This is a genomic window from Asticcacaulis tiandongensis (assembly GCF_006475605.1).
GTDB classification, from domain to species: domain Bacteria; phylum Pseudomonadota; class Alphaproteobacteria; order Caulobacterales; family Caulobacteraceae; genus Asticcacaulis; species Asticcacaulis tiandongensis.
In genome coordinates this window covers 420,236-445,413 of record NZ_SSBC01000010.1, presented here as the reverse complement: position 1 = coordinate 445,413, position 25,178 = coordinate 420,236, and the positions used below count along the sequence as shown (strand labels likewise).

The following is a 25,178-nucleotide window of genomic DNA, read 5'->3' as shown; positions in this document are numbered from 1 at the left end:
CTTTACCCCAAAGCCTTATCAGGCTTCAGGCGCGTTATCCACATCGGGTGTATTATTGCCGTCGCTATCTTCGCCAGTCTCATTACCGGCTGCATCCTCAGCACTTTCGGCCAGACGCTCAACCGACACCACCTTATCGCCAGAGGTGCGGAAGATCGTCACGCCCTGCGTATTGCGTCCGGCGATGCGTACCTGCCCGACCGGCGTGCGGATAAGCTGGCCACCGTCGGTCACCAGCAAGAGCTGATCGCTGTCGTCGATAGGGAAGGAAGCCACTAGCTTGCCACCACGCTTGCTAAGATCGATAGCGACAATCCCCTGCCCGCCCCGACCGGTGCGGCGGTAATCATAGCTGGAGGTCCGCTTGCCAAAACCGGTATCGGCAATGGTCAGGATAAATTCTTCGGCGGCACCCAGTTCAGCTATACGCTCAGGCGGCAGAACGGCATCCTCAGTTGCTTCATCGCCCTCATCCTCAACGGTTACCGCAACATCTTCGCCCTCGCCACTGATCGCCGCACGCATAGCCGCCGCATGTTTCAGATAGGCCGCCCGTTCCGCAGGCGTTGCATTGACCCGACGCAGAATAGCCATCGAAATGACCGTATCGCCTTCGCCCAGACGCACGCCACGCACCCCGGTCGAACTCCGGCCCGCAAACACGCGAACCTCATCAACGGCAAAGCGGATCGAGCGCCCCGAAGCTGTGGACAAAAGCACGTCCTGATCGTCACGGCACAGGGCGACGCCGACAATTGCGTCATCGTCCTCAAGCTTCATGGCAATCTTGCCCGCCCGGTTGACATTGACGAAGTCGCTCAGCTTGTTACGCCGCACATCGCCGGAACGCGTAGCGAAGATAATATCCAGATTATCCCATGCCGCCTCATCTTCGGGCAGGGTCAGAATATTGGTAATGGTCTCTTTTGACTCAAGCGGCAGCAGGTTGACAAAGGCCTTACCCTTGGATTGCGGCGTCCCGAGCGGCAAACGCCAGACCTTAAGCTTATAGGCCTTACCCGCCGATGAGAAAAACAGCATTGGCTGGTGCGTAGACGCCGCATAGATGCCGGTGATGGCATCTTCGTCCTTCATCGCCATGCCCGAACGACCCTTACCGCCGCGATGTTGGGTACGATAGGCGCTTAAGGCCGTGCGCTTGACATAGCCGGTGTGGGTAACCGTGACGACCATGTCCTCACGCGGGATCAGGTCTTCGTCCTCAAGCTCAGCCTCACCATCCACAATGGTTGTGCGGCGCGGCACGGCGAACAGTTCACGCACCTCAAGCAGTTCATCGCGCACGATCCCAAGAATACGCTCACGCGACGACAGGATCGCCAGATAACCCGCAATGGCATCGGCCAGAGTGCGAGCTTCCCCAAAGATTTCATCACGCCCAAGCCCGGTCAGACGCGACAGGGTAAGCGCCAGAATGGCACGTGCCTGCTCTTCGGTCAGACGCACTTCACCGCCATCAAGGACGATGGAACGCGGATCGGCAATCAGGTCGATCAGCGGCGACATGTCACCGGCAGGCCAGTTGCGCGTCGTCAGACGTTCGCGCGCTTCGGTCGGATCGGCGGACGAGCGGATGATGTGGATGACTTCGTCGATATTGGCGACGGCAATCGCCAGACCGACCAAGACGTGCCCGCGGTCACGGGCCTTGTTGAGTTCAAACTTCGTGCGACGGTAAACCACGTCCTCACGGAATTCGAGGAACAGTTCCAGAAGCTTGCGCAGGCCCATCTGCTGTGGACGGCCATGATCAAGCGCCAGCATATTAACACCAAAACTGGTCTGAAGCTGGGTGTAACGATAAAGCTGATTGAGGATCACATCGCCCGAAGCATCGCGCTTAAGCTCAACAACCACGCGCATACCCTGACGGTCGGATTCGTCACGAATGTCGGAAATGCCTTCGATACGCTTGTCGCGCACCAGTTCGGCAATATGCTCGATCATCGTTGCCTTGTTCACCTGATAGGGAATTTCAGTAATGATGATGGCTTCACGATCCTTGCGGATGGTCTCCACCGAAGCCTTGCCGCGCATGATAACCGAGCCGCGCCCCGTCAGAAGCGCCTGACGTGCACCGGAACGGCCGATAATTTCAGCACCGGTCGGGAAGTCCGGCCCAGGCACGAACTCAAGCAGTTCCTCAAGCGGAATCTGGGGGTTATCCATAAGCGCCACACAGGCGTCAATGATTTCCCCCAGATTGTGCGGCGGAATATTGGTCGCCATACCGACCGCAATACCGCCCGCACCATTGACCAGCAGGTTCGGGATGCGCGACGGCAGGACCGTCGGCTCTTCTTCCTTGCCATCATAGTTCGGCTGGAAATCGACGGTATCTTTTTCAATATCCGCCAGAAGCGGCATGGCCGCCTTGGCCAGGCGACATTCGGTATAACGCATGGCCGCTGGCATATCGCCATCAACCGAACCGAAGTTCCCCTGCCCCTCGATCAACGGCAGCCCCATCGAGAACGACTGGGCCATGCGCACCAGCGCCATATAGATGGCCGAATCGCCGTGCGGGTGCAGGCGACCCATGACGTCACCGACCGGACGGGCGCACTTCACAAACGATTTTTCAGGCGTATAGCCTGACACCGACATCATATACAGAATACGCCGATGCACGGGCTTCAGGCCATCGCGCGCATCCGGCAAGGCTCGCGATACGATCACGCTCATGGCGTAATCGAGATAGGAACGCTTAAGCTCATCCTCAATCGAAATATGAGCTATGCCAGAAGGTAAAACGCCGGAAGTATCAGAATCGGTCATCAGGTCAATTTCTGTTTATTTTCATGCGGATAAAAGGAATCACAAGGTGGCTCCTTATGCAGAAGCCACCCTATCACCCTTAGGCGTGAATCCCAAATTTTCCTGAAATCTAGAACGGGATTTCATCATCCAGATCGAAATTCTGCGACGGGCCGGAACCTTGTGCCTTTGGCCCTGCCGATGACGGCGCACCATAGCCCGAATCGTCGCCGTAACCGCCGCCCTGATCATAGCCGCCGGAGGACGCGCCACCGCCGTCACCACGACCGCCCAGAAGCGTCAGGTTGCCGTTGAAACGTTGCAGGACGATTTCAGTCGTATACTTTTCAACGCCTTGCTGATCTGTCCATTTGCGGGTCTGCAAAGACCCTTCGAGATAGACCGTAGAGCCCTTGCGCAGGTACTGCTCGGCAATCTTCGCCAGACTATCATTAAAGATAACCACGCGGTGCCATTCAGTTTTTTCCTTGCGCTCGCCCGACATCTTGTCGCGCCATTGCTCAGAGGTCGCCACCGTCAGATTGGCCACGCGATCACCGGAATTCAGTGTGCGGATTTCAGGGTCACGGCCCAGATTACCAATGATAATGACCTTGTTGACTGAACCCGCCATGCCGGTTGTCCTTCTTTCTGGAATAGATATGCCTCAGGCGGAGATAAGCCGAAGGTGAAGCGCGGACACTAAAACGAAACGCCAGCCCCCGCAAATGACGTTAACTTTTTATTCACACCTAATCGACACTTAGCGCTTTTGCGCCGGAAGATTGTCCGGCACCGCTGTGACATCTGAAAAATCGGGCTTTTCCTGAACAATAGTGCCCGGCATCACCAGCCGTCCATCCGGTGCCTTAACCAGAAGCACAAACCGCGGCCCCTCATAGGTCTGACCGGTGCGGACACCGCGCGAATCAACAAAAAGGAAGGTGCCCTGATAGGTGCCCACCAGATTGGTGCGGGGTGATCCCATACGCAGGAAATCAATCCGCAGCTTGTCGAGATGCGCTGCGCAATATTCAATACTTTCAACGTCTTTTTCAACGACATTGAACTTGGGGGCCTGATCCTTGGGGAAGCCCACATGATAACACACGCCCCGATCCTTTGGGGCAATCAGCCGGTTATTGTCGCAGGCCGCAAGCCCCGCTACAGAGACAACCGCCAGCCCCCCGATAATCAGTCTGCTTACGACACGCATCGGATATGCTCCTACTTTACCGAACATCCGGCACCCTGCTCGACCAATGTGCGGAAATTGCGGTTGTCTTCAGAAATTTCTACCCGCTTGGGCACCAGACGCAGGCTTTGTGCACCCCACCGTCCGTAAGACGCAGATCCCGGACGCTCACAACGCCCATCATAGAGCAGCGTCACACACGCACCCAGGGTGAGCGAATCGGACAAACGGTTCCACTGACCACCCGAATAACGCAGGCATGCCGCCACAGGCCCTGATGCGGTTCTCGGAGCTTCTGGCACGATCTCCGAAGGCTCATTTGATACGGGCGCGGCACCGTCACCGGTCGCATCAAGCGATGGCAGTACCGGCGGCGGGGCAAGTGACGCCGTTGGCGCGGCAATCATTTCACCGCTTTCGTCAATACCAACATCGAGCGCCTGAGCGGCTACGCCGTTACGCTTGGCACATTCCGGAATCGATAGCATGCCGACGAATTCGCCATTCACAAAGCAACGCAATTCTTTCTGGGCATCAAGCGTTGGTGCCTCATCTATATTCAGCACCAGTCCGGGTGATGTCCCCTCGTTCATGCGGGGGCCGTCCTTATGTCTTGAGGAAAGGGAGAGCGCGAGAACAATAGCCAGCACTAAAGCGGCAGCGCCGCCAATTGCCAGCCATATCAACCGCTTTCTGTCCTGTACTGCCATAGAATGCGCCTTTGAATTGGGAAAACCAGTTTCCCTTTAAAGGCCTGTTTATCCGCCGCCTGTCAAGCGCGACAGCGCGGCCTGATAATTGGAAAGCTGGCTCGTCAGATAGGCCGGAACCTGACCGCCGGTTTTGCCGGGGGTATTTGCGCCGTCCTCTGACTGGTCACCATAGCGTACATGACGATAGGCACTACGGACATTGCGCATGGCCGCCGCAATCAAATCCTTGGTATCAGCCAGGGTATCGATATTGCCAATACTCAGTCCGGAATCGAGCGACAGACCAAACAATTTCATATCATTCTTACCCAACTTGGTCGCCGGAGAGGCTTTATTCGTCACCAGCCCCTCGCTTAAGCCCAGACTATCCAACGCATCACGACCATCCGCACCGCGCACAATCTCGATTTCAGCGTTCTTGTATTTTGGGGTAATGGTCAGAACCGATTCACCGCCTGATCGTGTAACCTTAACGGACATCTTGTGACCGGTGGCGCGGGTAATTTTGGTCGCCAAACTTTCGAGCGTGTCCTTACCGTCGATGGTGATTTTCTTTTTCACACCGGTTTTAGGATCACGGATGAAAAATTCATCGCCGGCACGGGCCGAAGTACCCGAGGTAACTGTGGTTGAATCCTTATATAGCAAGGTGCCCCCGGGCAGACCCAGTTGATCCAGCACACTGGTCGAATTTTTGGAAACCGCTATGGCATTGGGATTAACCTCGCCATCCTTACCTGTATAACGGGTTTGCCAGCCCACCTGACCGGTGGCAACATCCATACGCGCCAGAACCGCATCCTTTTCACCCAGCTTTGTCGTTCCCGCAACCTCGCCCGTCGTCTGGAAAGCAATCCAGGCCTGACCTTCCGAGAAAGTGACCTTCGCATCGCGCTCGGACTTATCCGAGCCGTAATAAGCCACCGTATCATGAGCCGTCTGGGCAAAATCCGTACTGACAGACAAGGCAAAAGCGTCGAAGCCACCCTTATGGGCACTGGATACGGCAGCACCACTCATCAGTGCGGGCTGACCGCCCGTAGACGTAATATCCGCACTCCCGCCCAGATAAACCTTATTGTCATGGATAGAGATCGAACTGATGCTGCCCCCTCCCAGATGCCCGAGATTACGGCTGTCAGTCAGAACCGGCTGGCCTGAACTCAGGTCATAACGATGCAGAACCGCCTGACCGTTTTCATTAGAGGCCACATAAAGATTGCTCCCTTCAACGGTCATGGCACTGACGGCGTCCGTACCGGTCGTGCCGAATTGTGTGGTGGCCTGATAGGTACCATCAGCCCCATAGGACATGACATAGGCATCCCAACCGCCCTGTGAACCAACGGCGGCAGGCGCGTCTGTGCCATCGGTTGCACCGGTCATCACACCTTGTGCCCGCCCGCCAACATAGACAGAACCGTCCTCACCAAAGGCAACCGAAAGACCCTCATCCTGTCCGATTGAGCCACGCCGTTGCGTCCACTCTTCGACACCACTGGCGTCAAAGACCGTCACGAAGCTATCGGTAATGGATTTATCGTATCCTTTTGAATAGTTGTAACTATTCTGACTGTAGACCGCCCCGCTATCCGTAGTAAAAGAGTATGTCGTTTCCGTTGTTAACTGCCCTTTGACCGAACCGGTAATAGCGACGCGCCCATCATCACTAATGGCCATAGCGTAGCCCGAAGCCGTATCGACCGCTCCAAGCGTACGCGTATAAACGACATTACCCGCTGAATCGTATTTAATAAGGGCGACGTCCTGCGCCCCCTTAATGCCCTGCCCGTCAATTTCACCATCGACATTCGCCAGCACATAAACCGAGCCATCCGGCCCTGAAACGGTCTGATGCACCGCCTTTATGGAGTCCTCAAGTGAGGATTGCGTAGACCGGCCCTCTACCCAATAGCTATCGCCCACGCCAGATCGCGTGACCGAGGCTTGAGTATCGGAAATATCAGCCTGAAACTTCAGTATCTGCCGGCTCAGGTCGTTAAGGGTCTCAGGCTTGTTTTTATTGTCATTATCTGTGTCACCGCTTGTTTGCACGACATAGACGGAATCAGACATTTTTTCCGCTGAAAAGCTGAGGATTTCAGTTGTCGACCCATTTACCTTAAGGGCAAAACTGTCCTTACCCTTATCAATGATCACTTCCTTGCCATTGACCATCGCCTTTTTGGGCACCGCCGGTGTGCGTTCAACGGAAAAGCGTGTGGACACGCCCTCTGCGCCAAGCTTTTCATTGATGAAGGCCGTGACATTTCCCATGCTGCGGGTAAGGCCGGGCTCCATATCCGCCAGATTAACTTCGATAACCTTGGGCTCGTAGATACCCGCCTTGGGCGGATCAATGCGGATGGTAAATTTAACATCGCCTTCAAATGCCTTAACCGAATCGGTCGCCGTTCCCTGATGCACCGGCTTGCCCACATAGGTCGGGTTGGCGCGCGGCACACCGGTCGTGCTTTTGAGGCGTTCAGTCAATTGCCCCTGAACCAGCCCCACATGTTCCAGTGTGGTCTTATCCAGATAGCCCTGTATCTCGTTCATACCCTTGGCAAAGACACGTTCCAGCGTCCGCATAGAGGTTGCCGAAACATTTTTTTCCTGCGCCCGCTCAACAATGCCCTGAAGGGTATTTAGCGCCTGATACAGGGTGAACAACTTTTTGTAATCCTGAGACGCGCCGGGCAAATCAAGGGAAATGTTGGATTCCCTGATAAATTTGGCCCCCAAAAGGGCTTTTTTAGCCAGATCAGACGACCCGTCTGCATTGGATTTGGCATCCCAGGGCGCCGTCGGTGCCTTGGTGGTACCGGTAGGTGATGCGTTTTTGACAGGGATATTCATCGCCGAGCCAGTACCGTTTTTGGCAGCGTAATAACTTGTCAAAAAGCTGGCATCGAAGGTGATCAAAACAGATAGGCCTCAGGTGCAAAATGGTTCTGACCGAGTATGCCGATACAGTCCTTAAAATGCGTTAATAAACGACAGAACCACTTGCGCAAAGGCTTTGAAAACAAGCCAAAGCGCTATATCTCTATTAACCGCCCCGGAAAAGACTCAATATGACCTGTGGCGCCTGATTGGCAATTGAAAGCGCTTGCGTACCCAGTTGCTGCTGTACCTGTAGTGCCTGTAGTCGCGCACTTTCCTTTGCCAGATCCGCATCCACCAGATTACCAATACCAGCCGTCAGAGAGTCTGTTAGTTTGCTAACGAAGGTCAGGTGCCCCTCAATCTGCTTGGCCTGCGCTCCAAGTGCGCCCAAGGCCGAATTGACATTTTTAATTGTCGTGTCCAGCCGACCCAGTATTTCCGTCGCTGCGGAAACCGACGCGCTTTTGCTTCCGGCAACGTACAATGAATCATCCGAGAACAGGCGGATATGCGGGATACTGGTGGTTGCAGGTGATGCCGTCGTAGCGACCGAAGCCGCCGATGCCGCCCCCGCAGCAGAAGATGTTGCATAGACCTTGAAGTTCTGCGAGCCAAGATTAATGGTCTGGCCTGCGTCCGCGTCAGCAATGAAATCAATGCCGGCGGGAAGCACACCATTGAGAATATTCGCGCCATCAAACTTGGCGCTCTCGCTCATCTGTGCAATTTGACGCAACAGAGCCTGAAACTGATCGTTATAGGCAATGCGTGATTGCTCATCGATAGAGGGGTCCATTGCCGCAACAACGTTCTCACGCATCTCATTCAACAGATCAGAGATGCTTTCCCCCGCCGCCATAGCTACATCTGCAATGGAAGTGGCGCGGTTCAGGCTGGTGGTCACCGCTGAAAGCGAACTGAGGTCAGCACGTTGCCCCTGCGCAATGGAATAGACGGACGCATTGTCCCGGGCGCCACTGATATTGAGGCCTGTGCTGATCTTATTTTGCGTTGACTCAAGCCGCGTCGTTGACGCGTTCAGATTCTGCAACGCAATCATTGCAGACTTGTTTGTGTGTACACTGGCCGTCATGTGCAAGCCCTCCATAATTCTGCGTTCCGGAGACCGATTCGTTTAACGGCCATAACTATAAACGCGACTCACAGTCTTAAGAATTATGGTAACCAAATAGTTAATGCACGCAAACAGCAATATCCGCACGCAGTTAAGCGTACGGTGGATAACAAACCTTAACCACAAACCGATGGTCAGATATCGGTCGTAATTACCGATCCTGGCTGATAGGCTGCTGAATGACGCATACTGACCAGTTCTTTCTGCGGAAGCTGACGCACCACTTCACCGGTATGACGATCTATCGCCTTATAGATAAACTCTCCCGTATCAGGGTCCTTATCTACCGTCAGTTTAAGCATGTAATTAGGCTGAGGATGCGCGTGCGATCTTTCAGATAAATCACTGCGCTTATCAGATTTTTTTGCCGCCTCTACAGTCGCGACACCGTTCACCTGCTTCACCAGTTCCGGTGACGCCCGTACCTGAGACACCTCAGGCGATACAGCAGGTACACTGACTATGTTGTTGATCATCTCCATAATTACGTCCGTTGAAGCCTGGGCTGCAACCAAACGCCCTCTGTTTACATATGGGCCTAAAGCAGACAGCGCCAGCTTCCTTTTCAGGGAGCCGGCGCCGCTGGTTTTTACGCTTAGCGGAACAGGCTCAGAACCGTCGAAGTAGACTGGTTCGCGATCGAAAGCGCCTGGATACCAAGTTGTTGCTTGGTTTGCAGCGCTTGCAGTTTCGAGCTTTCCTTCGCCAGATCGGCATCGACCAGGTTACCGATACCGGCCTGCATTGAATCCGACAGCTTCGAAATGAAGCTTGCCTGATTTTCAAGCTGCTTGGAACCCGTGCCCAGTGTGGACAGTGCCGAAGAGACATTGTTGATTACGGTGTCAATTTCCGCCAGACGGGTAGCTGCCAAAGCAGCAGAACTGGCATCCGTAGCAGCAGAGAAAGCGGCAATGCTGGCCATGTTCACACCGTCACCGGCACTGGACGTCGATGTGAAGTTAAATGACTTCAGTGAGATCATGTCCTTAGCCGATACTGCAGCCGCACCAGCCGTACCGGAAGGCCCGGTCGCGCCAGCAGCGGATCCTGCTGTTGGGCTAAGCCCTGAAATAACATTCAGGTTTTTGGTTGCATCAGCCTTATCACCGGTCAGCAGGTTCACACCATTAAAGGTGGCGCCGTTTGCTGCATCGTTGATTTGCGAGATGATCGACGTATAGCTCTCAACCAGAGCCTCACGCGCCTCATCCTTAACACCGGAGTCAGCAAGCGAAACGGTTACTTCTTTCAACTGACCCAAAAGATCAGAGATAGATTCACCGGCCGCCAGGGCTACATCAACGACAGATTGACCACGGTTCAGAGATTGAGACACCGCATTCAGAGCCGTCACGTCGGCACGCTGCGATTGGGCGATGGCATAGATAGCGCCATTGTCCTTGGCAGACGAAACCGCCAGACCGGTATTGATGCGGTTCTGGGTCGTCGTAAGTTGTGAGTTGGTTTTATTGAGGTTTTGCAGAGCTACGGCCGCGCCGAAGTTCGTATTAACGCTATTGAGCGCCATGAGGTCATTCCTTATTCTGGATGAACCGACGACATTTTGTCTGTCGGTAGGCATTTTGCCTGATGGAAAGATTGCAAAGAACGTTCCACTCGCAACTCTCAACTAAAATAATTTATAAAAATTTGATTTAATTGAATTTTTTTTAAATATTCAACCGAAACACCCCGGTAATTTTTGCCTCAACGCACAATTACCGGGAAGATTCTGCCGACCATGAGGAAAAATTTTCCTCATAAAAAAATGGCGGGAGCTTTTGCCCCCGCCTTTGTTGTCATTGCCCAAACAGGCTAAGCACCATTTGCGGTGCCTGATTAGCAATACTAAGCGCCTGAATGCCCAATTGCTGCTTGGTCTGCAACGATTGAAGCTTGGCACTCTCTTTTGCCAGATCTGCATCGACAAGATTGCCGATACCCGCCTCCATGGAATCCGACAGTTTGGATACGAATGTAATGTGGCTTGATATCTGCTTGGATGCCGTACCAAGCGACGACAAAGCCCCCGACACGTTCTTAAGGGACAGCTCAACCGCAGCAAATTGTGCCGCTGCCGCCGTAACACTTGCGAAAGTAGCTGCTGAGGACAGGGTCACAATAGTGCCACCCACATCCAGGTTTTTAGCCTCTACTCTCATCTTATCCCCCTTAGTGGAGGACAAGGGTGAAACAGATGTCTGGCTTCCGTCAATAATGTTTACACCATTGAAAGTCGCCCCCTGCGAAACCTGTCTGATCTGATTTCGCAAAGCCTCAAAGTCTTCTGCAAGGGTTGCCCGTGCCGTATCATCAAGCCCCGTATCCTGCGCGGCTAAGGTTATCTCCTTCATCTGAATAAGGATATCTGAGATACCTTCACCCGCCGCTAATGCCACATCCACTATAGATACAGCACGATTCAGGGATTCAGTGACCGCATTAAGGGCCTTAACATCGCTACGCTGGCTCTGGGCAATCGCATAGATTGCCCCATTGTCCTTAGCGCTGGCTACCTTCAGGCCTGTATTAATACGCGTTTGACTCTCATTTAGTGCCTTATTCGTTTTATTTAAGTTCTGGAGCGCAACCATTGCGCCCACGTTCGTGTTTACCGATACAGTTGCCATCGGTTATCCTTTCCATTCTGGTCGGGGATTTTAAGCGGCAATTTTACCGCAAAGCCATTTTGGCCCAACGACACTTTTGCAAACCAAATGCCAGCCAGAAAGGAAAAATTAACTTTCCAAGTAATTGATTTTATTTAATAAAATATAATTGAAAAAGGGCAGGAATCAAGATTCCCGCCCTTTAATCCGATATTCACCCGGCAATATTAGCCGAAAGGAAAAATTAACCGACCTGTTCCGTTCCTGCTGCGGGCATCAACCCCTGCATGATTATACGGTTGATCTCAATCAAAGGACCAATATCTTCCTTATTGCGGATAACCAGCGAAGTGTGACGACCAACCCAAAGGGACAATGAAATAATCTGCGCCCGTAGCGCAGGTGACAGACCATTTCCTTCCCCTGAACAGTCATTGGCAAAAACGGTCCAGACCTGACGATTATGGTCCAGAGCCGTTATACGGGTCTGCATATCAGTCTTATCAGCGTGTTCCGCCGCCATAAGTGCGCGTGTAACCTGAGCGAGCAGCCGGTACTCAGTTTGACGCGGATCTTCGTTGCGCGTTATCGCTGTTTGATAAGCCTGTAACGACATGCCTACTCTTTCGTCCCTAACCTGATATCTTCATAATCAATCAATTTGCGGCACCCCATAAGGGCTTTGTAGTATTCACCAGCCATAACAGCCCGTGAAATAGCTACACAATTCTGGAGAATCTCCGGATTGGAAATCACACCTACAAAATCATTCATACGCAGCAGGAACTCTTCCTGATACTTCGCGGCACCACCTTCATCCAGATACATCATCATTACGGGAAAATATATTCGTCTGGCTGGCGAATTGACTTCATTCTCTTGCATGATGTCTTTTTCACGCAGGACCGATGCCTTGTTCTGCAAAACCAGTGAACACCGTCTGTCACCGTTTTGAACAACCGCACCATTCAGAACAAACTTTTCTCCGGGCTTCAGAGACAGCTTCAGAGGCATATGGCTTTCCTTGGATCTGATCCGGCACAGACCTATAGTAAACCATAGCTTTGGCCGGGTTAAAACTTAGTTCATGCGCCTTAGAATTCCTTAGGGGTTCAGGCCCTATAATTCCTTAGGTAAGTGCGGCACGAATCTCTTATGACGTAATGACATGATTTACGCGTAATCGCACTATTCACCTTACGCACGAACCTTGCCGAATTATGCAGAACCCTGACGTAGCGGAGAAAAAAATGAACAAATCCTCCTTACCTTTTTCTCAGCCCACAACACCGGCCGACCTGAGTCAGGACATTCTGAACAATCTGCCAAGGTCGGATTTTATCAAGCCCTCCCTCATTGCTGCCGGTATGGTGGGCGACAGCGGGTCCCGTGATTCCCTCAAACGGCTCGAGGTTATTACCGATAAAAACAAACTCTCAAAGACTCTGAAAACACTTCGCGCTGCCCTGAAAGCCCTCCATCGCAATGATTGGAAAAAAGGCGCAGAACTGGCGCAGGAGGCGCTGAAACTCGATGCGGCCGCTGCTGATGCCTGGCATATTCTGGCTATCACGCAAGAGAAACAAAATCTTCTTGAAGATGCCTTTCACAGCTATGAACAGGCGCTAAAAATCCGCCCGCACAACTTGCCTGTTGCCAATGATCTGGGGCGTCTGGCCTACAGGCTCGGCCATTTGCCTATCTGTGAGAAACTGTTCAGTTACGTCCTCAGGCACGAACCGGATAACGAAGAAGCCGCGAACAATCTGGCGACGTCCCTTAGAGACCGAAGCCAGTTTGAAGATGCCATAGATATATTGCGTAACGCACTTCATTTTCACCCCCAAAGCGCTTTGTTATGGAACGCTATCGGTACGGTTGTGGAAACGCAGGGCGATTTAGAAAATGCGCGCATATTTTACAACGAAGCCATTACCTATGAGCCGCACAATTCACTGGCCCTGTATAATATGGGCAATACCCTTAGAGAGACCGGAGACTTTGAGGAAAGCATTTCGCACCTGAAAAAAGCGCTTCCCCATGCGACAACCGAAGAACGAAACAAAATTAATCTGTCCATCAGTTTTTCCAGCATGTGCATGGGACGCTTTGCATGGGATTATTACGAAGGCCGCCTGTACAAAGGCACCGATACCGAGATCATTCACCTGATCAACCGCCCGCAATGGACCCCCGAAATCGATATAAACGGTAAGCATGTATTTATATGCGGCGAACAGGGTCTGGGGGATGAGGTTCTGTTTGGCTCATTACTTCCCGATTTAATCAGGGATGTGGGGCCCTCAGGTAAGATTACGCTCGCCGTAGAGCCGCGTCTGGTATCGCTTTTCGCCCGTTCTTTCCCAGAAATGGATGTGATTGGCCATATTACCGTTAAATGGAACCAGAAACGCTTGCGCGGCTTCTCAAACCTGCCCGACCCCAATATCTTTGATGCATGGACACTGCTGGCTGAACCCGCCAAAAAATACCGGAACAGTGTGGCTGATTTCCCCGCTGAAAACGTTTTCCTGAAGCCTGACCCTGAACGGGTGGCGTACTGGAAGGCCGAGCTTGCCAAACTCGATGATGGCCCCAAGATCGGCATTCTGTGGAAATCACTCATCAAGCACTCTCAGCGGGACCGGCATTATTCACCCTTCGAGCAATGGAAACCATTGCTACACACGCCCGGAGCGCATTTCATCAATCTGCAATATGGTGACGCGAGCGCAGAACTGGCTGAGGCCGAACGTGAAGGCCTGAAAATCTGGAACCCACAGGGCATTGATCTCACCAAAGATCTGGATGACCTGTGCGCCCTGTGTCGTGCGCTCGATCTGGTCATTGCCCCGCCTAACGCCACCAGCAATCTGGCCGCCGCAGCGGGCGTCAAGGTATGGAAATTCAGCGCCGCCCATTCGTGGGTAAGACTGGGCACAGACTATTACCCCTGGTACCCGACGGTCAGAGCCTTTAAATATTACAATTATGACTGGTCAGCAGTAATTCAGGAAATACGCGAGGCGCTAATTAAGGAATTCAACCTGATCACCTGAGGATCAATGCGCCATATAGAGGTTCAGGCTCGTGTTTTGCAGCAGCGCACGGGTCGTGCCACCAAAGGCGAACTCCCTCAGACGTGACCGCCCGAACGCCCCCGCGACCATATATTGCGCATTATGCCGCTGATTTGCCTCAACAAGCGCGCCGACCAGATCATTGCCCTTGGACAAAAGGTCAATTTCGGTCGTCAGGCCATGATGGGCATAATATTGCGCCAGACGGCCCAGATCGGCGGGGGCATCCCCTACCGGCGCACCGGCTATGACCACCTTAGAGGCTTTCTTGAGTAATGGCACCGCACGGCGCGCCGCACGTGAGGACGGCTCCTTACCATCCCATGCCACCAGTGCCACGCCGCCAACCTCAAGGGGCTGACGCGCGATAAACACCCCTGCGCGCTCTTCCATCAGCACCTGCTGAAACGCCTCAGCCAGCAGCCCGCGACCGCGTGCGCTGTCGGCACCAAACACCACCAGATCAGACAGGCGTACCTCGGTAGCCAGATCCTGCCACACAGGTGATTTCAGGAACGAAAAAGCCTTATCCGGATAAGCTATTGCCTCATAAACTTCGCGTGCCGCCGCCTCGGCCTCATCGGCAGCGTTTTTCAGGCCATCCAGCGCCGCCATCTGCACGGTACCCATAAAACCCTCCCCCAGCCAGGGGGCCAGTTCTGCCGGATCGGGCGGTGTAAACAGCACATTCAGATGCGCACCAAAGCTTTCCGCCAGCTTCGCAGCGATTTCCAGCCCTGAATTCTCCGCCACAGCACCGGATACAGGCGTACTGACCCGCGCCCAGGATGTATGGTGATGGGCTGTGGATTTTGGTGCGATACCGGCAGACATGGCGCATCTCCGTTTGTATTATTAAGGCCTTGAGTATAGGCCACATAGGGCCGCAAGGGTACGCGGCATATGATCACGCACCTGCCGTTTCCGTCAATCTTTTGTGAGTTCAGCCTTGAAAGCCCCCGCTTCCCGCTCCCGCACTAATAAGTCGCCAGCCCCGCGCGCCTGGCAGCGTATGTTGTCGGGACGCCGGCTTGACCTGCTCGATCCGGCGGCGATTGACATTGAAATCGATGATATAGCGCTCGGGCTGTCACGGGTCGCCCGCTGGAACGGTCAGACCACAGGCGAACATGGCTTCAGTGTCGCCCAACACAGCCTTGTGGTCGAAGATATCTGCGGCCACCTCGATCCGCATCTGCCGGTAAGCTGGCGCATGGCCGCCCTCCTGCATGACGCTTCTGAATATGTCATCGGCGATATGATCTCGCCGTTCAAGACCGCGCTCGGCCTTGATTACAAGCGTTTTGAGGCGAGCCTAGAACAGGCAGTGCATATCCGCTTCGGCCTGCCTGCGCGTATGCCCCCTCAGATGAAAACCCTCATTAAACGGGCCGATCGCGCCTGCGCCTATTTTGAGGCCACGCAATTGGCGGGATTTTCGGATGCCGAAGCCCGGCAATATATCGGTGAACCGCCCAAAGGTTACAGTCTTATCCTCACTCCGCTTGCCGAAGCCGAGGTGCGCAGGCTATTCATAAGGCGCTTCAATGAATTGAACGCGAAACTTGTCAGGGAATAAAGGGAGCCAATACGGCGTGAGTATCGAACTATCCATCGAGCTGTCCGCCGTTGTCGTGACCATTAAGGACAATGAGGCGATGGTGCTGTGCCTGAGCGGTGCCGCCGACATGCCTGTTCCGGCCCTGCCGTCCGGCCCGTTTATACCCTCGGCCCACCGAACCTTTGATCTCGCCGTTCGGGCCTTTGTGACCGAACAGACCGGTTTTGATGTCGGCTATGTCGAGCAGCTCTACTCCTTTGGTGACGAAGGCCGTCAGGCCTTAAGTACCGGCCCCCAGTCGTCTCAAAGGGTCGTGTCGCTTGGTTATCTGGCCCTGACGGCGGACAGCGCTTTTCAGTCAGCCCTGAAGGCGCAATGGCGGCCCTACAGTGCCTTTTTCCCGTGGGAAGACTGGCGACGCGGAGAACCGCGCAACCTGAAGGACAATCTGCGCCCTGCCCTGAAGGACTGGTGTGCACAGGCCTCAAGTGAGACAACCCGTGATCTCCGGCAAGGCCGGATCGACACCCTGTTCCCCGATGATTTCGATCACTGGAACGAGGAACGGGTGCTGGATCGCTATGAACTGCTCTACAGCGCCGGATTAGTGGCCGAAGCCTGGCGCCGGACACCTGGAAAACCTGTGATTAATCACGGACTGAATATGGCCTCTGATCACCGGCGCATTCTGGCGACAGGTCTGTCACGCCTCAGAGGCAAGGTAAAATATCGCCCTGTTATTTTTGAACTTATGCCCGAACGCTTTACTTTGCTGGAACTGCAAAAATCACTTGAAGCCATAGCCGGTTTCAATCTGCACAAGCAAAATTTCCGCCGCGCACTGGAACGCACCGGCTTTACGGCCCCCACGGGACTATATCGCGATGATACCGGCGGACGACCTGCGGAACTCTATGTCTATAACCGTGACCAGTTCCGCTTTAGCCCCTCATTGGGCCTGAGCCTGCCACGGGTTTAGTGCGCCTCTCAGGCCGCCCTCTGCGCCAGACGTGCCGCCTGTGAAATCCAGTTTTCCCTGACAATACGCGGCGCAAAATGCAGGTGCCTGGTGAGCCACCTGACATGCTCAGGGTTCCAGCTTGCAATTTGCCAGTAATGAAAAATCCCCAAGCGATTCAACTCGTTTTCATTGACCATACCAATACCGGAAATAAGCTTCAGGTCATCGGCCATGCCTTCCGGCTCCGACAGCAGCACCGGCTCAAGGCTTTCGTCCGCTTCGCTGACCTTAAGCTCAACGACCTCAGGCGTCATATCGGCCAGCGCCGACCGTTGTGGTCGATCCGTTCGGTCAATGGGTTCACTTAAGGTATCATGAATGTCACTGACCGGCTCCTGAACCTCATTCGCAACCTGAGCGCTCTCAACGTCCGGCGCGGGGGTTATCCTGACCTCATCAAAGGGCGTATCAAGTCCGGAAAAGTCAGATTTTTCGCTAACCTCATCAAACAAACTGATACGACGCCTTTTCACTTTCGGTTTGGGCGCAAGACTCCAGCCAATAACCCCACTGATCAAAAAGGTGACCAGCAACAGCCCCAGTGAGTGTATCCACAGAATGATCATGACTTAACCTTCTGTGCCCGACGCGCCAGAAATCCGGTAAACAGGCCCAATAGGGTGGCGATTCCAATGAGCCAACGCAACTCAAAGACCAGATACAACATCAGTGATCCTTTCCTGTATGCGTTCAATGGTAAGGGGCTTACGCTCAGGCGCGGTGATGGCCTCCAGCACAGGGCCATAGACATAGCCGCCGCTTTGATTGATTTCAAAACGCAAGCTTTCCGGCAATTTCGCTGACATCCGCTCCGGCCAGTCATCCTTAAGCGCCAGAACCGTGTCCGCCGCTTCTTTCAGGCGTGCCTTTGGCTGAGGATGCGTCGCCCCGTCCTTCATCACAAGATATACCGACAGGCCGGACACCTCAGCCGTGACATCATCAACGCCTGCGGCAATCAGGGCATTATCCGCCCGTTCCTGTAATTCAGCTTCAATTGGTGGCAGCAGCTTATAAAGCCCGACAGCCGAAAACATCGCCAGCCCTAAAAACCCCAGACTCCAGACCGTTTTTGCAGACATACCCCTCCCCGTCCCCTTGCCACCCGACAGTTCCCGTCAAGGTTAACGCCATATGGCTCACAAAACAATGGCCGCAGGGCATAAACCCTGCGGCCATTAACCTAATGACGAATGATGTCATTGCCAAGACTTACGCCCAAAAGGCGAAAATCAGTCCTCGATCTGAGCCGAAGCTTCGATCTCGACCAGCCATTCGGGATTGATCAGGCCGGACGTACCAATGAACGACGACGCCGGACGGATTTCGCCAAACACTTCACCGTGGGCACGGGCTGCACCCTCCCACTGGGAAATATCGGTCAGGAAGATACGCGTGCGGATGATGTCCGTCACCTTACCGCCCGCCTGCTCAACAGCGGCAACGATGGTTTCCAACACAACCTTGGTTTGCTCATAGGTGTCGGAACCTACGACCTTGCCTTCGCGTACCGGCGTCGTGCCGGACACTTCGATACGGTTGCCGATACGCACCGCACGGGAAAACCCGATCTTGGGCTCAAACGGTGATCCCGACGTAATCAACTGACGCGCCATGTAAATTCCTTATGCCTTTTCAAGTGCCTGATCGACATCGGCAATGATGTCGTCGATATGTTCAATGCCTACCGAGATACGTACCAGATCTTCGGAAACACCGGCCTTGGCCAGTTCTTCGGGTGACAACTGACGGTGGGTTGTCGACGCCGGATGACAGGCCAGTGACTTGGCGTCACCAATATTCACCAGACGCAAAATCATCTGAAGCGCATCGATGAAACGGCCACCGGCTTCCTTGCCGCCCTCAATGCCGAAGCTCAGAATCCCCGAGCCGGAGCCCTTGCTGATCTTTTGCGCAAGCGCATTGTAAGGGCTGTCGGACAGACCGGCATAGTTGACCCATTTGACCTTGGGATGGTTTTTCAGATGCGTCGCCAGTTTGAGCGCATTGTCGCAATGGCGCTCCATACGCAGACCAAGAGTCTCAAGCCCCATCAGAATGTTGAACGCATTGGTTGGCGACAGGGCCGCGCCGGTATTACGCAGTGGCGCGACACGTGCACGGCCGATATAGGCCGCCGCACCCAAGGCCTCGGTATAGACCACACCATGATAGGACGGGTCAGGCTCATTAAGGATCGGGAAGCGCGCCTTGTTGGCCACCCAGTCGAACTTACCGGAATCAACAATGACACCACCAATCGATGTACCATGTCCGCCGATATATTTGGTCAGAGAATGCACGACAATGTCCGCACCGAAATCGAACGGGCGGCACAGGTAAGGCGTGGCCACCGTATTGTCGACGATTACCGGCACACCATGACGATGGGCAATTTCCGAAATCTTCGCAATATCAACAACATTTCCTGCCGGGTTACCAATGGACTCAAGGAACACCGCCTTGGTGCGGTCGTCGATCAGCTTTTCCAGACCTTCGTAATCGTCAAAGGCCGCCAGACGGCATTCGATACCCTGACGCGGGAAGGCATGGACAAACAGATTATAGGTGCCGCCATAAAGCTGCGAGATCGAGACAATATTATCGCCGACACCGGCAATGGTCTGAATGGCATAGGTGATCGCCGCCATACCTGACGCCAGCCCCAGCGCTGCAATCCCGCCCTCCATCGCCGCCACACGCGCCTCAAGCACGGCGGTGGTCGGGTTCATGATGCGCGTATAGATATTACCCGCCACCTTAAGGTCAAACAGGTCGGCCCCATGCTGGGTGTCATCAAAGGTATAGGAGGTCGTCTGATAGATCGGCACCGCCGCCGAACGTTCCGGCGCTGCGGACTGATAGCCATGATGCAGGGCAAGGGTTTCGAGTTTCATAGGCGTTTCCTTTGATTTATGATTACGGCTCAGACCAGACGGCTACGTTCCAGTGCCGCCGCAATGAAGCTTTTGAACAGCGGGTGCGGCGTAAAGGGACGCGATTTGTATTCAGGGTGATACTGAACGCCAACGAACCACGGATGGTCGTCACGTTCAACAATCTCAGGCAGCAGACCGTCAGGCGACAGGCCTGAGAACTTGAGGCCAACGGCTTCAAGTTGCGGAATATAGTCGCGGTTGACTTCGTAGCGGTGGCGGTGGCGCTCGGAAATCTCGGTCGAACCATAGATTTCAGCCACTTTTGACCCCGGACGCAAGGCGGCATCAAACGCGCCCAAACGCATAGTGCCCCCCAGATTGCCACCGGCGGCACGCTGATTAAGTTCATTGCCATTGAGCCATTCGGTCATCAGACCGACCACCGGCTGACCGCCTTCGCCAAACTCACTTGAGGTGGCCTTTTCGACACCGGCCAGATGCCGTGCGGACTCAAGCACGGCCATCTGCATGCCGAAGCAGATACCGAAATAGGGGATATTATTCTCACGAGCAAAGCGGGCCGCCGCGATCTTGCCTTCCGCGCCACGCTCACCGAAGCCACCGGGCACCAGAATGGCGTGAACCGTCTCAAGGCGCTGACGCACCGTATCGGGTTCATCCTCAAACAGTTCTGATTCTACCCACTCAATATTGACGCGGGCGCGATTGGCCATGCCGCCATGATAAAGCGCTTCGATAAGCGACTTATAGGCATCCTTGAGGACGGTATATTTACCGACCACGGCAATGCTGACCTCGCCATCCGGATGGGCATAACGCCCCGTAATGTCTTCCCACAGACCGAGATCAGGTTCCGGCGCATCATCAATGCCGAACACGTTCAGCACCTCGGTATCAAGGCCTTCCTTGTGGTAGTCGATGGGCACCGCATAGATATTTTCCGAATCCAGCGCCTGAATGACCGCGGTTTCACGCACATTACAGAACAGACCGATCTTCCGGCGCTCTTCTTTTGGGATTTCATGTTCGGTACGGCACAGCAGGATATCCGGCTGGATACCGATCGAGCGCAGTTCCTTCACCGAATGTTGGGTCGGCTTGGTCTTCATCTCACCGGCGGTCTTGACGAACGGCAACAGCGTCAGGTGAATGAAGCAGCATTGGCGACGCGGCAGTTCCTGCCCCAACTGGCGAATAGCCTCAAAAAACGGCAGGCCTTCGATGTCACCAACCGTGCCGCCAATTTCCACCAGAATGAAATCGGCATCCCCCTGATCGGACAAAACGAACTGCTTGATCTGGTCTGTGACGTGCGGAATGACCTGCACCGTCGCACCGAGATAGTCACCGCGCCGCTCTTTTTCGATGATATTGGAATAGATACGGCCGGTAGTGATATTGTCCGATTTACGCGCATTGACGCCGGTAAAGCGCTCATAGTGGCCGAGATCGAGATCCGTCTCTGCGCCGTCATCGGTGACGAAGACCTCACCATGCTGATAAGGCGACATGGTGCCGGGATCGACGTTCAGATACGGATCAAGCTTACGCAGACGCACCTTATAGCCACGCGCCTGAAGCAACGCCCCCAGAGCGGCCGAAGCCAACCCCTTGCCCAGAGAAGACACCACGCCCCCCGTAATAAATACAAAGCGCGCCATATCCTTGGTCTGAGCCGGCATATCAAGAAAGCCTCATACACGTCAGGGAAGGCGCGAACATACACGCAATCCCCGATGATCAATATTTAAAAAAAGAGTGGCCCAAAAAAATGTTTTTGCAAACACCCCTATGGGCCACCCACGATTATAGCTTCAGGCCCGAACAGCCTGAAAAGAGATTATTCTGCCGATTCCGAAGCGGTGCCTGCGGAAGGGGCCACGGTAACCGGTGCCGGAAGATCCGTCAGTGACGGCGCGGCTTCACGTGGTCCGGCAGGGGCCTGCGCACCACCCTGAGCCGGTGCCGTGGTCGCAGGGGCATCGAGCGTGATGGAATCAACACCGACGCGATCGACAACCGATGTCCCTTGCTGATCGTAGTTACCCACAATGGTCAGGGCGATACAGTTGATAAAAAACGCACCAGCCAGAAGCGAAGTCGCCTTGGTCAGAAGATTGCCTGCCCCCCGCGCCGACATAAAGCCGCCACCACCACCGCCGCCAATCCCCAACGCGCCGCCTTCGGAACGCTGAACAAGAATCAGCCCCACAAGCGCGAGACCAATAAGGATTTGTATGCAGAGGAGAATGACAAACAGCATCGGAGTTTTCGTATCTTTCGCCAGGCGATGAAGAGTTCGCGCTTACCTGAAACGCAGTTGGTGACGCCCTTAGCATCCTGCAAGGGGTTTTGCCATAGCCAATTGCATTACAAAATTCAGTTTTCGTGCCAAATTCAAGACAGCCTCAAGACAGATTTGAGACTAAGCCTGATCCGCACTGCGAATTATGCTGAGGAAATCCGGCGCTTTGAGCGAGGCCCCGCCAACCAGCAATCCGCCCACGCCCTCAAGTGACAAAAGATGTTGGGCATTATCGGGTTTTACCGAACCACCATACAAAAGATGCGGCACCACATGCCCCTGAAACCGCTTGTCCAGCACCTTGCCAATAAGGGCAAAGGCATCCCTGATCTGATCATCGGTCGCAATCAGCCCCGTGCCGATCGCCCAGACCGGTTCATAGGAGACATGAAACCTTTGCCCCTCCAGTTCCGCAGGTAAACTGTCGCGCAACTGACGACGCAAAACCTCGTGGGTACGACCGGATTCGCGCTCAGAGAGGGTTTCCCCGATGCAGATCATCGGCTCAAGCCCCGCTTTCAGGGCGGCCTTTACCTTCAGGGCTACCTGTGAACAGGGCTCCTTATGGCCATGACGACGTTCGGAATGCCCCAGCAGCACAAGCCCCGCGCCTGCGTCCTTAAGCATGGTGGCGGAAATATCCCCGGTAAACGCCCCTTGCGCCTCATAATGGCAGTCCTGCCCGCCCAATTCGATATGGGGGGCATCTTTAAGCGCCTCACTGAGACGCGACAAAAGCGTTGCCGGCGGACAAATCGCCAGACGCGCCGTCGACTTGCGGCTTTCGCGCGCAATCTCTTCGGCAACAGACACGGCTTCGCTCAGGCCGTGCATCTTCCAGTTGCCGACTATAAAGGGGGGATTTGGCATTTCTATTCTGATGGCTTTGTTTTTGTTTATGAACCTTTTTTGTAACCCACCATCGATCAGAAGGCCAACAAAAACCCCTCAACAAATAAATTCCTATTGTAACAGCCTTGATCCGGCCCTGATTGCTGCCTTATATGGCCGGATGCACTCCGGGGCGGGTATGGTGACTGATACCTCACGCCCCTGCTCACTTTAAAAGGTTCCTCGCCTCATGATCAGCGCTTTCCGGGCTTTCACCAAATCATTCGCCTTCAAGATACTTATGGCGTTGCTGGTTCTGAGCTTTGCCGTCTTCGGCATGAATGACGTTTTCAGAGGCGGCGTCAGCAACAACGTAATCGAAGCCGGGCCGCGCCATACGACGGCGGCGGACTTCAAACGGTCTTTCGACCTTCAGAAATCCAGTATCGAGGAACGCGCCGGTCGCCCCGTTTCCTATGAGGAACTGGTCAAGGAAGGTGTTCACCAGAACTATCTGAATCAACTGGCCAGCGACGATTCGCTCTATGGCGCGCTGCATAAGGCGGGCATTCGCCCCTCACCTTCCCTGATCGTCAGTCGCATCCAGAAATTTCCGGTATTTTTTGATTCGATCACCGGTCGCTTTGACAAGACCCAGTATCAGACCTTCCTCGGTCAGCAGGGGCTGAACGAAACGCGTTTTGAACAGATCATCAGCGATGAAATGGCCGGTGATCATTTCAGCACTGCCGTGGCCGCGGGCTTTAAGCCCCCACGTATCTATGCCGCGCTTCAGTCGTCTGTCTTCCTTGAGACACGCGAAACCAACTTCGTCATGCTGACACCGGAATCGGTGGAAAAGCCGGGTCAGCCGACCGAAGCCCAGCTCAAAACCTTCTATGAAGAAAACAAGGAACGCCTGCGTCGCCCTGAACGCCGTCAGTTCACCCTTGCTCGTTTCTCCGTAAAGGATTACCTCCCGCGCGTAACGATAGACGAAGCGGCCCTGCAATCGCGCTATGAGTTCCGCAAGGATTCGCTGTCGACACCTGAAACCCGCTCTTTCGTTCAGATCACCGTCCCTGATCAGGCCACGGGCCAGAAAGTGGTCGACGCCCTGAAAAAGGGTCAGGAACCTCAGGCTGTTGCGCAGGCCAACAAGGGTACCTCCCTTGTCTATGACGCCAAGCCAAAATCGGCCGTGGCAGACCGTAAGGTCGGCGATGCCGCCTTTGCCCTGAAAGAAGGCGAAACCTCTGGCGTCATTCAGGGCGACCTCGGTCTGGCGGTTGTACGCGTCAACAGCATAAGCCTCGGGGCCACCCCAAGCTTTGACAGCGTGCGTGAGCAACTGACGGCGGAATATCGCGAAGATCAGGCCAAGGAGCTTCTCTACAAGCAGGTTGAAGCTTTTGAGGCTGAGCGCGCAAATGGTCTTGATGTTCTGGCAGCCTCCAAAAAGCTGGGCGTCCCGCTTATGGAAATGCCGGCAGTGACCGCCGAAGGTGAAACCGCCGATGGCCAGCGTTACACGCAGTTCCCGCAAATCCTGAAGTCGGCTTTCGAGCAGCCCAAGGGCGGCGAAACCGATATTGCCGACCTCGGCAACGGCGAATATTACGCCCTGCGCGTCACCGAAATCTTCCCTTCAGAACTGCCGCCGCTCGAAACCGTCAAGGCTGATCTGACCGAGGTGTGGGTGACTCAGGAATGGAACAAGCGCGTTTCAGCCAAGGCTGACGAAGTAGCCGACAAACTGCGCAAGGGCGAAGACATCGCGGCTGTAGCTACGGCCGCCAAGGGGCGCGTTGAAAAGGTCCCGGCTCTTGATCGTCAGTCGGCCGGTCAGGCACTTGGCCCGCAATTGTCCGCTCAGATTTTCAATGCCAAATCCGGCGAAGTGTTCAAGACACCGTCACCGGATGGCCGCGCCTATCTGGTGGGCAAGCTTGAAAAAATCACCCGTCCGTCACCGGAACAGATCAATCAGGTCTCGGCTATGGTTGGCCCGCAACTGGCGCAAGGCTTGTTTGCCGATATTGGCGCAAGTTCACGTAACGGCGCACGCGCCCAGCTTAAGACCCGCATCTATCCTGAAAATGCGGTCAGGGCGCTGGGCCTGTCCGAAGACGTTACTACTTCCCAAGCTGCGAAATAA

At 54.4% G+C, this 25,178-nt stretch carries 23 protein-coding genes; 4 read left to right on the top strand and 19 right to left on the bottom strand.

Features of this window, described 5'->3' with window-relative positions:
- Nucleotides 1-18 precede the first annotated feature (18 nt).
- The 11 genes from gyrA to flbT all read right to left on the bottom strand — a co-directional run bounded on the left by gyrA (nt 19) and on the right by flbT (nt 12,336).
- Complete coding sequence (gene gyrA / locus E5201_RS06115) at nt 19-2,799, bottom strand: DNA gyrase subunit A (protein ID WP_140985152.1); 2,781 nt, start codon at nt 2,797-2,799, stop codon at nt 19-21.
- 109 nt (nt 2,800-2,908) lie between these two features.
- Nucleotides 2,909-3,412 carry a single-stranded DNA-binding protein gene (ssb, locus tag E5201_RS06110; RefSeq protein ID WP_140985151.1) on the bottom strand — a complete coding sequence of 168 codons (504 nt, stop codon included), beginning with the start codon at nt 3,410-3,412 and terminating at the stop codon, nt 2,909-2,911.
- A gap of 129 nt (nt 3,413-3,541) precedes the next feature.
- Nucleotides 3,542-3,994 (bottom strand): hypothetical protein, encoded by a 453-nt coding sequence (locus E5201_RS06105; RefSeq protein ID WP_140985149.1) that lies wholly within the window; start codon nt 3,992-3,994, stop codon nt 3,542-3,544.
- Nucleotides 3,995-4,005: 11 nt separating this feature from the next.
- The gene (locus E5201_RS06100; RefSeq protein WP_246050414.1) at nt 4,006-4,566 is read right to left on the bottom strand and encodes a hypothetical protein; all 561 of its coding nucleotides are present in this window, start codon (nt 4,564-4,566) and stop codon (nt 4,006-4,008) included.
- 165 nt (nt 4,567-4,731) lie between these two features.
- Nucleotides 4,732-7,545 (bottom strand): transcriptional regulator, encoded by a 2,814-nt coding sequence (locus E5201_RS06095; protein ID WP_140985145.1) that lies wholly within the window; start codon nt 7,543-7,545, stop codon nt 4,732-4,734.
- A gap of 193 nt (nt 7,546-7,738) precedes the next feature.
- Nucleotides 7,739-8,668 (bottom strand): flagellin, encoded by a 930-nt coding sequence (locus E5201_RS06090; RefSeq protein ID WP_140985144.1) that lies wholly within the window; start codon nt 8,666-8,668, stop codon nt 7,739-7,741.
- Between the two features lie 176 nt (nt 8,669-8,844).
- Nucleotides 8,845-9,192, bottom strand: coding sequence for a flagellar protein FlaG (locus E5201_RS06085; protein ID WP_246050413.1), 348 nt, complete (start codon nt 9,190-9,192; stop codon nt 8,845-8,847).
- Between the two features lie 113 nt (nt 9,193-9,305).
- Nucleotides 9,306-10,241: a flagellin gene (locus tag E5201_RS06080; RefSeq protein WP_140985142.1), complete on the bottom strand. Its 936-nt coding sequence runs from the start codon at nt 10,239-10,241 to the stop codon at nt 9,306-9,308.
- 271 nt (nt 10,242-10,512) lie between these two features.
- The gene (locus E5201_RS06075; RefSeq protein ID WP_140985140.1) at nt 10,513-11,343 is read right to left on the bottom strand and encodes a flagellin; all 831 of its coding nucleotides are present in this window, start codon (nt 11,341-11,343) and stop codon (nt 10,513-10,515) included.
- Between the two features lie 223 nt (nt 11,344-11,566).
- Nucleotides 11,567-11,938: a flagellar biosynthesis regulator FlaF gene (gene flaF, locus E5201_RS06070; protein WP_140985139.1), complete on the bottom strand. Its 372-nt coding sequence runs from the start codon at nt 11,936-11,938 to the stop codon at nt 11,567-11,569.
- Nucleotides 11,939-11,940: 2 nt separating this feature from the next.
- Complete coding sequence (gene flbT, locus E5201_RS06065; RefSeq protein WP_140985137.1) at nt 11,941-12,336, bottom strand: flagellar biosynthesis repressor FlbT; 396 nt, start codon at nt 12,334-12,336, stop codon at nt 11,941-11,943.
- Nucleotides 12,337-12,572: 236 nt separating this feature from the next.
- Here flbT and E5201_RS06060 point away from each other — a divergent pair, with 236 nt between their 5' ends.
- The gene (locus E5201_RS06060) at nt 12,573-14,381 is read left to right on the top strand and encodes a tetratricopeptide repeat protein (protein WP_181404551.1); all 1,809 of its coding nucleotides are present in this window, start codon (nt 12,573-12,575) and stop codon (nt 14,379-14,381) included.
- 3 nt (nt 14,382-14,384) lie between these two features.
- Here the strand turns inward: E5201_RS06060 and E5201_RS06055 are convergent, their stop codons facing one another.
- Complete coding sequence (locus tag E5201_RS06055; protein ID WP_140985133.1) at nt 14,385-15,236, bottom strand: universal stress protein; 852 nt, start codon at nt 15,234-15,236, stop codon at nt 14,385-14,387.
- 178 nt (nt 15,237-15,414) lie between these two features.
- Here E5201_RS06055 and E5201_RS06050 point away from each other — a divergent pair, with 178 nt between their 5' ends.
- Nucleotides 15,415-15,981 carry a YfbR-like 5'-deoxynucleotidase gene (locus E5201_RS06050; protein ID WP_140985132.1) on the top strand — a complete coding sequence of 189 codons (567 nt, stop codon included), beginning with the start codon at nt 15,415-15,417 and terminating at the stop codon, nt 15,979-15,981.
- A 16-nt stretch (nt 15,982-15,997) separates the two neighbouring features.
- Nucleotides 15,998-16,942, top strand: a complete 945-nt coding sequence (locus E5201_RS06045) for an NUDIX hydrolase (RefSeq protein ID WP_246050412.1) — start codon at nt 15,998-16,000, stop codon at nt 16,940-16,942.
- 8 nt (nt 16,943-16,950) lie between these two features.
- Here the strand turns inward: E5201_RS06045 and E5201_RS06040 are convergent, their stop codons facing one another.
- The 7 genes from E5201_RS06040 to tpiA form a co-directional block, all read right to left on the bottom strand.
- Complete coding sequence (locus E5201_RS06040; protein WP_140985130.1) at nt 16,951-17,550, bottom strand: hypothetical protein; 600 nt, start codon at nt 17,548-17,550, stop codon at nt 16,951-16,953.
- 81 nt (nt 17,551-17,631) lie between these two features.
- On the bottom strand, nt 17,632-18,066 hold the full coding sequence (locus E5201_RS06035) for a hypothetical protein (protein WP_140985128.1): 435 nt from the start codon (nt 18,064-18,066) through the stop codon (nt 17,632-17,634).
- A gap of 150 nt (nt 18,067-18,216) precedes the next feature.
- Complete coding sequence (locus E5201_RS06030) at nt 18,217-18,600, bottom strand: RidA family protein (RefSeq protein ID WP_140985125.1); 384 nt, start codon at nt 18,598-18,600, stop codon at nt 18,217-18,219.
- Between the two features lie 9 nt (nt 18,601-18,609).
- The gene (locus tag E5201_RS06025) at nt 18,610-19,881 is read right to left on the bottom strand and encodes an O-acetylhomoserine aminocarboxypropyltransferase/cysteine synthase family protein (RefSeq protein WP_140985123.1); all 1,272 of its coding nucleotides are present in this window, start codon (nt 19,879-19,881) and stop codon (nt 18,610-18,612) included.
- Nucleotides 19,882-19,910: 29 nt separating this feature from the next.
- The gene (locus E5201_RS06020) at nt 19,911-21,545 is read right to left on the bottom strand and encodes a CTP synthase (protein ID WP_140986053.1); all 1,635 of its coding nucleotides are present in this window, start codon (nt 21,543-21,545) and stop codon (nt 19,911-19,913) included.
- Nucleotides 21,546-21,724: 179 nt separating this feature from the next.
- On the bottom strand, nt 21,725-22,147 hold the full coding sequence (gene secG / locus E5201_RS06015; protein ID WP_140985121.1) for a preprotein translocase subunit SecG: 423 nt from the start codon (nt 22,145-22,147) through the stop codon (nt 21,725-21,727).
- A gap of 162 nt (nt 22,148-22,309) precedes the next feature.
- Nucleotides 22,310-23,059, bottom strand: a complete 750-nt coding sequence (gene tpiA / locus E5201_RS06010) for a triose-phosphate isomerase (protein ID WP_140985118.1) — start codon at nt 23,057-23,059, stop codon at nt 22,310-22,312.
- Between the two features lie 211 nt (nt 23,060-23,270).
- Here tpiA and E5201_RS06005 point away from each other — a divergent pair, with 211 nt between their 5' ends.
- On the top strand, nt 23,271-25,178 hold the full coding sequence (locus E5201_RS06005) for a peptidylprolyl isomerase (protein ID WP_140985116.1): 1,908 nt from the start codon (nt 23,271-23,273) through the stop codon (nt 25,176-25,178).